The organism is Cupriavidus sp. GW823-FHT07B10, assembly GCF_058794355.1.
Genome location: NZ_JBXAGS010000037.1, coordinates 1 through 10190, shown reverse-complemented (window position 1 = coordinate 10190; position 10190 = coordinate 1). Strand labels below are relative to the sequence as shown.

Sequence of the window (10190 nt, the reverse complement as noted above, 5' to 3'; positions counted from 1 at the left end):
GACAAGGGAGTACGACATGTCTAATTGGCCCAGGTACGACAATTCTATTTGGCCCTGACACTCGATACGCGCATAATAAGTGTTATGTCAAATTAGCATTGCCGCATCCCACCATGACTATCACAGCGTTTACCGCGACCCCTGACCCTATGTCTACGCCCCGCCACCAGTGACCGATGCCGAAACGCGCCCTCCCGGTGCGTAAACTATCCTCTGGGCATAGGTATGGATGTTCCTGTCGATACGAAGGAGCAGCAACGAGTACTACAGCGAATCCCTCGAATCGGTGTTCAGGATTCCATGGCAGGCCATCGACAACGCGTTCCGCCCGAGCGGCAGTCCTCCGCCCTGGAGAGGGTCAGCACCCGAGCCATCGCACCGCGGGCGAAATGGCAAAGGCGGCCAGCCGACGGGCCGCCCTTGGCCGCTTCGGCCTTTCCTCGTTACATGTCGGCATCAGGAGACACCCATGCTGGAGACGATGCTGAATCAGTTCCCTCCGCTGGAGCAGGAAGCTTTCCGCGAGACCTGTCTGCGTAACGGGGTCGCACCCGACGGATTTACCGTAACAGCGGTTGAAGACGCTGCAGGCGCTGGGCCGCCACGCAGGCGCACCGTCTCGGTAGGCTTCGGAAGGGAAATCCGCCAATACGACGGAAACCTCGGTGCGCAATGGACTGTCGATTTCGAGGACGACCTGCGATCGCGTGTGTTCGGCTGAGCTTTGCCTCTCTGCGCCACCGTTTTCATAGCTCGAGCACCGGAGCAAATCATGGCGGACTGATGGCAGGCATCAGCCTCGAAGCCACTAAGGTCACGAAGCTGGCTGCCATGTAACCACCAACAGCCGCCCCCAGGAGCGCCCGCCAGATCAACCCCAATCACACAGGCCCATCATGGACTTCATTACCAGCGCCGGCCCGCTAATCTCGTTGATCGCCGGCATCCTTATTCTTGTCATTCCGCGGCTGCTTAACTATATCGTCGCCATTTACCTCATTGTCATCGGCCTGCTCGGACTGTTTGGCGGGCACCTGCGCTGAGCGGGCCGGGGCCTGCGTCTGGTCGGATGCTTGCCGGGGGTGCGGACGCCCCCCTCACCATCTTCCGGCATGAAAGCAAACGCCCCGCGCGGATAGCTCCGGCGGGGCCTGGGCGAATATGGTTGCGGGGGCAGGACTTGAACCTGCGACCTTCGGGTTATGAGCCCGACGAGCTGCCAACTGCTCCACCCCGCGGGGCAAAATATACGCGGGTTGGCAGCACTTGGATACCCCTATTCCAAAAAACTGTGCAGATTGCCGAGCAGGTCTTCTCGGGGCGACCGCTTTTGACACTGTCATGAACGGGCCGCCACGAACGCGTCAACCGCCCTGCCCGCGCTACCGGAGCGTCCACCCGATCCGGGCAAGACCGGCGGCGCGGCGCTGCCATCGAACCATTCGCCATTCTTTGCGCCGGCGCCTGAGCCCGCGATCAAGGCCGGGGTCGGTGCAATGAGCCAGGCCGTCTTGTCGGCGCTGGCGCAACGGAAGGCAGCCAATCAGGCGTGATCGCTCTGGCGCGCCGGGATCTTGCGTGTCACGGCTTCGTCGAACCAACGGTCCATCATCGCTTTCTCGTAGCGCAGCCTGTCGGTGGGACTGTAGACGTTGACACCCATATTGAAGGTCTGGTCGGCGATACGCTGCTCGCCCCTGCCGATCACGGCACCATCGCTGCCGCGTAGTTCATAGAGCAGCTTCATGTGCGGCCAGGTGACATCGCGCACCACGCGCAAGTCATAGCCGGGAAAACGCCACGGTTCGAAATGTCCGGCCAGGTCGACATCGAGCACTTCGATGTTCAGCGTATAGCCAGGCGGCAGGTGGCGGGCGGCCAGTTCGTGGAAGTGGGCGCGGATATCGTTCATCACCTGCGCCCTCTCCTTGTCGCTGCCGTACGCGCTGCGATAGGCAGCATCCGTGTATGTCTCGGGATGATTGAAGCTAAGGATCAGGGTTCCGGCCGGCGGCGCAGCAAGAGCGCTCAAAGCGAGGGCTGCCGCGCAGGCAGCCAGCAGACGGAGGGATCTGGCCATGGCAAGCTCCCGATCGCTTCGGACCATCTGGCTGAGTGCAGGCTGAACCACCCCCAATTTTGCTGCTGCGCCCCTGAAGCTTTGCTCCCTCGCGATGCTTGCGAAGGCAGCAAGCTCATCCGGGTATCCGGGTGCCATCGAACCCGGGAATGTGCAGATCAGAGTTAAACGGCTCGCAGTTGCACTTTGGCCGCGGTCTTCTACGCTGCATCCATTGCAAGGGCCGCCTTCACGTGCGTCTCCGCGCAGGAGCCAAGAACAAAAGCATTACACCGGGAGCGCCTGTCATGATTCCAGGCACGGCAGCGAGCGAGGGTTCAGGCAACCAGGGGACTCAGGGTCAGGCTGCGCCGTCGATCTCGCTGCCCAGGGGCGGCGGCGCGATCCGCGGTCTCGGCGAGAAGTTCGGGGCCAACCCGGTCACCGGCACCGCTTCGATTTCGGTGCCGATCGCAACAAGCCCGGGCCGTTCGGGCTTTGGCCCCCAGCTTTCTCTGAGCTACGATTCAGGCGCGGGCAACGGTCCGTTCGGCTTCGGCTGGAACCTGTCGCTTCCTGCGATCACTCGCAAGACCGATCGGGGGCTTCCGACCTACCTCGACCATGTGGACGCACCCGACGTCTACATGATCTCTGGCACCGAGGACCTGGTCCCGGTGCTCACGAATGCGCAAGGGAAATGGGAGCGGGAGCAGTTGCCCGCGCGCACCGTCAATGGAATGACGTACCGGGTAGACCGTTTCCGGCCGCGCATCGAGGGCTTGTTCGCCCGCATTGAGCGCTGGACCAACCTCGCCGATGCGAGCGACGTGTTCTGGCGCTCCATTTCAAAGAGCAACGTCACTACCTGGTACGGCAGGACAGCCGAAAGCCGCATTGCCGATCCAGCGGACCCAAGCCGCGTCTTCAGCTGGTTGATCTGCCAGAGCCACGATGACAAGGGCAACGTCATTGTCTATGGCTACAAGCCCGATGACTCGGCGCGGATTCTTGAGGACACGGCCGGCAACGGACTTGCCAGGGCACATGAGCGCAACCGCACGGATGCGTCCCGTTCCGCGCAGCGCTACCTCAAGCGCATTCGTTATGGCCATCGTTCGCCCTACTTCCCGATACTGACGGACGATGCCCCCTGGCCCGAGCCCTCTGATTCGTGCGCGCGCGACGCAAGCAACGCCTGGCTCTTCGAGGTCGTCTTCGACTACGGCGAGCACGACGCCAGCGCGCCGACGCCGGCCGAAACGGGCACGTGGCCCGCGCGCCAGGATCCATTTTCCGCATACCGCGCCGGCTTCGAGTTGCGCACCTACCGGATCTGCCGGCGTGTCCTGATGTTCCACCACTTCCCGGGCGAAGCGGGTGTAGAGCGCGATTGCCTGGTGCGCTCCACCGACTTCAGTTATTCGGACGGCGCCCCCACTGACGTTCACAACCCCATCTACGCGTTCCTGCGCGCGGTCACCCAGACCGGCTATCGTCGGCACAACGGCGGCTACGACCGGCGCAGCTTTCCGCCGTTGGAGTTCGAGTACACCGCGCCGGAGGTGCAGGATGTGGTGGAGGAAGTGGACCCGGAGAGCCTGGAGAGCGCGCCCATCGGCCTGGACGGCAGCAGCTACCGCTGGACCGACCTGCACGGCGAGGGGCTTGCCGGCATCCTCACCGAGCAGGCTGGGGCCTGGTACTACAAGCGCAATCTCAGCCCGATACCGGAAAGGCTGCCGGGCGGCCAGCAGGAAGTGAGGGCGAAGTTCGCGCCGCTCGAAGCCGTCGCCATGAAGCCCGGTGCCAGCTTGTCCGGCGGCGCGGAGTTCATGGACCTCGCCGGCGACGGCCAGCCCGACGTGGTTGTCATGGAAGGCGCCGCCTCCGGCCTGTACGAGCATGACGAGGCCGAAGGCTGGCAACCCTTCCGTCCTTTCGCCTCGCGCCTGAACCGCAATCTGCGCGATCCGAACCTCAGGTTCGTGGACCTGGACGGCGACGGCCGTGCCGACGTGTTGATCACCGAAGACAATGCCTTTGTCTGGCATGCCTTGCTCGGGGAAGATGGCTTCGGCCCGGCCCGGCACGTCGCGCAGGCGCTCGATGAAGAGCAAGGCCCGCGCGTCATCTTTGCCGATGGCACCCAGTCGCTCTACCTGGCCGATCTCTCGGGCGATGGCCTGACCGACATCGTCCGCATCCGTAACGGGGAAGTCTGCTACTGGCCGAACCTGGGCTATGGCCGCTTCGGCGCCAAGATCACGATGGACAACGCGCCCTGGTTCGACCATCCGGGCCAGTTCGACCATCGCTATCTCCGCCTGGCCGACATTGACGGCAGCGGCACCACCGACATCATCTACCTGCACCGCGATGGCGTGCGGCTGTACTTCAACCAGTCCGGCAACGGCTGGAGCCAGCCACACGTGCTGAAGGTGTTCCCGCGCATCGATGACCTGGCAAGCATCCTGGCCACCGACCTGCTCGGCAACGGCACCGCCTGCCTGGTCTGGTCATCGGCGCTGCCGGGCGACGCGCGGCGTTCGATGCGCTACGTCAACCTCATGGGCGGGCGCAAGCCGCATCTGCTGGTCAGGACCGTCAACAACCTCGGGGCAGAGACCCGCGTCGACTACGCCCCCTCCACCAGGTTCTACCTGCAGGACAAGCGCGACGGAAAGCCGTGGATCACCCGGCTGCCGTTTCCGGTCCACGTGGTCGAGCGCGTGGAAACCTGCGACCATATCAGCCGCAACCGCTTCGTCACCCGCTACGCCTACCACCACGGCTATTTCGACGGCGAGGAACGAGAGTTCCGCGGCTTCGGGATGGTCGAGCAATGGGACACGGAGCAGTTCGCCGCCCTCGCCGGTGGCACTGTCCTGGCAGACAACATCGCCGCTGCATCGCACGTGCCGCCCGTGCACACCAAGAGCTGGTTTCATACCGGCGTCTACCTCGGTCGGGAACGCGTCTCGCGCCACTTCGAGAATGAGTATTTCCGTGAGCCCGGACTGACCGTCGAAACCGCGCGGCCGCTTCTGCTCGATGACACCATCGTCCCGCCTGGCCTGACCGTGGAAGAAGAGCGCGAAGCCTGCCGCACCCTCAAGGGCTCGATGCTGCGCCAGGAGGTCTATGCCGATGACGCCGACCACCCCGGCGCCACGCCGGATCAGGTCCAGCGCGCCCGTACGCCCTACACCGTCACCGAGCAGAACTTCAGCATCCGCGCTTTGCAGCCCCGTGGCGCCAATCGCCACGCCGTCTTCTTCACCTACCCCTGCGAGTCCCTCAGCTACCACTACGAGCGCAACCCAGCCGACCCGCGCATCCAGCACGCGCTGACGCTGGAGGTCGATGACTACGGCAACGTGCTCAAGCAAGCGGCTATCGGCTACGGACGCCGCGCTTCACCGCTGTCGACGCAGTGGGATCGCGAACGGCAGACAACATCGCTGCTCACCTACACCGAAAACCGTGTCACCAATGCCATTGAGTCATCCGACACGCGCCGTAACCCACTGCCTTGCGAGGCGATCACGTTCGAGCTGACGGGCTACGCCGCCACTGGTGCGGACGGTCGCTACCAAGCCACGGACTTCGTCGAGCCCGATCCTGCCGCTGCCGGCCGGCTACGCCACAAGGTCACCGCACCAGATGTCGCTTACGAGGCCACAGCCGCCGGCAGCCAGCGCCGCCGCCCGATCGAATGGCTGCGCACCCTCTACCGGCGCGACAATCTGAACGGCCTCTTGCCGCTCGGAGAATCGCAGTCGTTTGGCCTGCCCGGCGAAAGCTACAAGCTCGCCTTCACCCCAGGCCTGATCGAACAGGCCTTTCAGCGTCCGCGCCAAGGGCAGGCGGCCGAACCCCTGCTGCCCGATCCGGCGGCCGTCCTTGGCGGACAGGCCGGCAACCGGGGCGGTTACCTTCGAAGCCAGACCCTCAAGACGGACAGCCGCTTCCCCGCGAGCGACGCGGACGATCACTGGTGGATGCCCTCGGGGCAGGCCTTCTTCAGCACGGATCCTGCCGACAACGCCGCCACCGAACTGGCGCAGGCGCGGCAGCACTTCTTTCGGCCGCGTCGCTACCGCGACCCCTTCGGCCAGAACGCCTTCGTCGACTTCGACGCCCACGACCTGCTGATGGTCGAAACCCGCGACGCGCTCGGCAACCGCGTCACGGTGGACAGCAACGATTGCCGCGTCCTGCAGCCGCGCCTGGTCAGCGATCCCAACCGCAACCAGACCGAAGTCGCTTTTGACACGCTCGGCATGGTGGTCGGCACTGCCGTGATGGGCAAGCCGCTGCCCGCACAGATGGAAGGTGACACACTGGCTGGTTTTGTCACCGACCTCACGCAAGCTCAGCTCGACGGCTTTGGTGCTGCCGATCCGCACGCCGTCGCAGCCGCGCTGCTGAAAGACGCTACCACGCGCATCGTCTACGACCTCGACCGCTTCCGCCGCACGCGGCTGGCCCACCCCAACGACCCGACGAAGTGGCAGCCCGCCTGCGCCGCGACGCTCGCCCGCGAAACCCACGCGAGCAGCCCGCTGCCGCCCCAGGGCCTGAAGATCCAGCTCAGCTTCTCCTACTCCGACGGCTTCGGCCGTGAGATCCAGAAGAAGATCCAGGCCGAGCCGGGACCGCTGGATGTCAGCAACCTAGCCGCGCCCATCGTCAATCCACGCTGGGTTGGCAGCGGCTGGGCCATCTTCAACAACAAGGGCAAGCCGGTCCGCCAGTACGAGCCCTTCTTCAGCGCCACGCATGACTACGAATTCGGCATCATGGTCGGCGTCAGCCCGGTGCTGTTCTACGACCCGGCCGAGCGTGTCATCGCCACGCTGCACCCGGACCACACCTACGAGAAGGTGGTATTCGACCCCTGGCAGCAGACCACCTACGACGTCAACGACACCTGTGCCGCGCGCAACGCCCAGACCGGTGACCCTCGCACCGACGCTGATATCCGCGGCTACGTCGCCGAGTTCTTCAAAGCCCCGCCAGCCAATCCCGCGCAGCCTTGGCAAACCTGGTATGTACAACGCATTGGCGGCGCCCTGGGAGCGGACGAGCGTAACGCTGCCCAACGGGCTGCAGCACATGCCGACACGCCCACCACCGCGCATTTCGATGTGCTCGGCCGCCCCTTTCTCACCGTGGCGCGCAACCGCGTCGTGTGCCTCGGTCACGACCTCGACGGCGGCGAGGACAGCTTCGCCACCCGCGTCGAGCTGGATATCGAAGGCAACCAGCGCGCCATGCGCGACGCCATCCGGCAGGCGGGCGACCCGCTCGGTCGCATCGTCATGCGCTACGCCTACGACATGCTTGGCAACCGCATCCACCAGCTCAGCATGGAAGCCGGCGCGCTCTGGATGCTCAACGAGGTGGGCGGCAAACCCATCCGAGCCTGGGACAGCCGCGGCCACAACTTCACCACTGCCTACGACTTGCTGCGCCGCCCCGTCGAGCAGACCGTGCGCGGCACGACCAACGAGTCCGATCCGCGCACCCTGAATCGCGAGATCCTGGTCGACAAGATCGAGTACGGGGAGACACTGGGCAACGCCGAAGTGCTCAACTTGCGCACCCGCATTTATCGCCACTTCGATTCGGCCCACGTCGCGACCAATGCGCGAGTGGATGCCAACAGCAATCCGACCGATGCGTACGACTTCAAGGGCAATTTGCTGTACAGCACGCGGCAACTGGTCAGCGACTACACCGCCATCCCCGACTGGCTGCGCGACCCGAAGCTCGACGTCGAAACCTTCGAGGCCGGCACCTGCTACGACGCACTCAACCGTCCCATCCAGTCCATCGCTCCGCGCAGCAGCTTGGGGCGCGGCAAGTTCAACGTCATCCAGCCGGTGTTCAACGAGGCCAACCTGCTGGAGCGGGTGGACGTGTGGCTGGAACGCGCTGCCGAACCTGCTGCACTACTCGACCCGGCCAACGAGGCCCCATCGCTGGTCGGCGTCGCCGACATCGACTACGACGCAAAGGGCCAGCGCCTGCTCATCGACTACAAGAACGGCGCCAGCACCTTCTACCGCTACGACCCGCTCACCTTCCGCCTCACCCAACTTCTGACCAAGCGCAAGGCGGCGGACTTCCCTGGCGACGATCCGCAGCAGCCCGGTGCCGGCTGGCCGGGCAAGCAGGTGCAGAACCTGCACTACACCTACGACCCGGCCGGCAACATCACCCACATCCAGGACGACGCGCAGCAGACCATCTACTTCCGGAACAAGCGCGTCGAACCGAGCAACGACTATGTCTACGACGCCCTCTACCGCCTGATCCAGGCCACCGGCCGCGAACACCTCGGTCAATTGGCAAGCGGCGAGCGAAAGCCGCCAACGGCACCCGATGGATCCAACGCCTTCCACACAGGACTCGACCACCCCGGCAACGGCAACGCCATGGGCACGTACATCGAGCGCTATGTGTACGACGCCGTCGGCAACTTCCTGCAAATGCAGCATCGCGGCAACGACCCGGCGCATCCGGGCTGGACACGCGCCTACGACTATCTCGAAGCCAGTCTGATCGAAGACGGCAACGGCGGTGCGCTGCTCAAGACCAGGAACCGCCTGACCCGTACCACGTTGAACCCGGCGGGTAACACGCCGCAGCCGGAAACCTACCTGCACGACGTTCACGGCAACATGCTGCGCATGCCGCACCTGGGCGGCGGCCTGCTCGGGCCCAACATGCACTGGGACTACAAGGATCAGTTGCGCCAGACCGACCTGGGCGGTGGCGGCGCGGCTTGGTACGTCTACGACGCCTCAGGCCAGCGCGTGCGCAAGGTGTGGGAGAAAGCGCCGGGCCTTACCGAAGAGCGCATCTACCTCGGCGGCTTCGAGATCTTCCGCAAGCACGTCGGCCCCATTGACGCCAACACCGCCACCCTGGAGCGCGAGACGCTGCACGTGATGGACGACAAGCAGCGCATTGCGGTGGTGGAGACGCGGACGTTTGACTCGGCGGGCGGCGACCACGCACCCCGGCAACTGATCCGCTACCAGTTCGGCAACCACCTCGGCTCAGCCAGCCTGGAACTGGATGAACAGGCGCAGATCATTTCCTACGAGGAATACGCACCCTACGGTAGTTCGACCTATCAGGCCGTACGCAGCCAGACCGAGACAGCGAAACGGTATCGGTATACCGGCAAGGAGCAGGATGAGGAGAGCGGGTTGTACTACCACGGGGCGAGGTATTACGCGCCGTGGCTCGGGCGATGGACGGCCTGCGATCCGGCAGGCGAGGAGGAGGGTCCCAACCTCTACCAATACTGCTTCGGCAATCCGACGGGCTTCGTCGATCCTGACGGCCAGAGCGGAAAAAAGCTCGCCATTGTCATGCACAATGAATCCAGGCCGGCGGGAAAGGAACTCCCCCGACCTAAGGAGCCCATAAAGCCCCAGAAGCCGACGATTAAAGCCCCCGGAAAAAATGCTTCAGATAAAGAGAAGGCGAAATACGAAAAAGATAAGAACAAAGCTGAGAAAGCATTCGTGGAAAGCATGAAAAAGTATGAAGAAGCAAAAAAGAAATATTCTTCTGATTTGAAAAAATACGAAGCAAATAAAAAGTTGTGGAGTGCTTATCGTCAGTCTCAAAACGAGTATAAGGCGTCTGAGGCCGCGTTGAAAGCCGAAGGCTATGATGTCGTGCAAGTCGATTCCGGCAAAGCGTTACTCGATGCACTCAAGAACGCCGGGTCGATCAAGGAACTCGTGGTCCTATCGCATGGCACACCCTTTGGACTGGGCGGTGAAGGACCTGGCGCCGGCCTATACACCGACAAGCCGCCGGGCGGTGCCACGTTCGACGCCAAGCGTGCGGCCAAACTTTCAGACTTGGAGAAAATGATCAATGACAAGAAGATCGCGTTCGAAAAGGACGCGACCATTGTCTTGGGAATGTGCAGAACCGCTGGCGGCAAAGAAGGTACGCATGTCGGTTCGTCCACATGGACCGGACCGATTGAGGATACCTTCGCTTATCGGCTAGCAAAAATTAGGTTCTTCACCGATTTCCGGGGAAGGCCGCCCGGATCTTCAAGAAGAAGTAGTGGTCATCACGGAAGCCATAGGCC

At 63.6% G+C, this 10190-nt stretch carries 4 protein-coding genes, 1 tRNA gene and 1 pseudogene; 3 read left to right on the top strand and 3 right to left on the bottom strand.

Features of this window, described 5'->3' with window-relative positions:
• The first annotated feature begins 469 nt into the window (after nt 1-469).
• Together AC1Q6V_RS34500 and AC1Q6V_RS34495 are read left to right on the top strand one after the other, a co-directional pair.
• On the top strand, nt 470-721 hold the full coding sequence (locus AC1Q6V_RS34500; protein ID WP_010809334.1) for a hypothetical protein: 252 nt from the start codon (nt 470-472) through the stop codon (nt 719-721).
• 175 nt (nt 722-896) lie between these two features.
• Nucleotides 897-1043: a DUF3096 domain-containing protein gene (locus tag AC1Q6V_RS34495; RefSeq protein WP_010809333.1), complete on the top strand. Its 147-nt coding sequence runs from the start codon at nt 897-899 to the stop codon at nt 1041-1043.
• A gap of 119 nt (nt 1044-1162) precedes the next feature.
• On the opposite strand, the gene AC1Q6V_RS34490 is transcribed toward AC1Q6V_RS34495, so the two are convergent.
• The 3 genes and pseudogenes from AC1Q6V_RS34490 to AC1Q6V_RS34480 form a co-directional block, all read right to left on the bottom strand.
• A tRNA-Met gene (locus AC1Q6V_RS34490) sits at nt 1163-1238 on the bottom strand.
• 305 nt (nt 1239-1543) lie between these two features.
• Complete coding sequence (locus tag AC1Q6V_RS34485) at nt 1544-2080, bottom strand: DUF3016 domain-containing protein (protein ID WP_011617177.1); 537 nt, start codon at nt 2078-2080, stop codon at nt 1544-1546.
• A 30-nt stretch (nt 2081-2110) separates the two neighbouring features.
• A pseudogene (locus AC1Q6V_RS34480) lies at nt 2111-2218 on the bottom strand (helix-turn-helix domain-containing protein); the annotation flags it as partial.
• A gap of 149 nt (nt 2219-2367) precedes the next feature.
• Here AC1Q6V_RS34480 and AC1Q6V_RS34475 point away from each other — a divergent pair.
• Nucleotides 2368-10190: SpvB/TcaC N-terminal domain-containing protein (locus AC1Q6V_RS34475; RefSeq protein WP_492316782.1), on the top strand; the 7823-nt coding region annotated here is incomplete at its 3' end.

What these genes read in the sequence shown, in the direction of transcription:
- AC1Q6V_RS34485 (WP_011617177.1), bottom strand. Translation starts at nt 2,080, where the DNA reads ATGGCCAGATCCCTCCGTCTGCTGGCTGCCTGCGCGGCAGCCCTCGCT.
- AC1Q6V_RS34500 (WP_010809334.1), top strand. Translation starts at nt 470, where the DNA reads ATGCTGGAGACGATGCTGAATCAGTTCCCTCCGCTGGAGCAGGAAGCT.
- AC1Q6V_RS34495 (WP_010809333.1), top strand. Translation starts at nt 897, where the DNA reads ATGGACTTCATTACCAGCGCCGGCCCGCTAATCTCGTTGATCGCCGGC.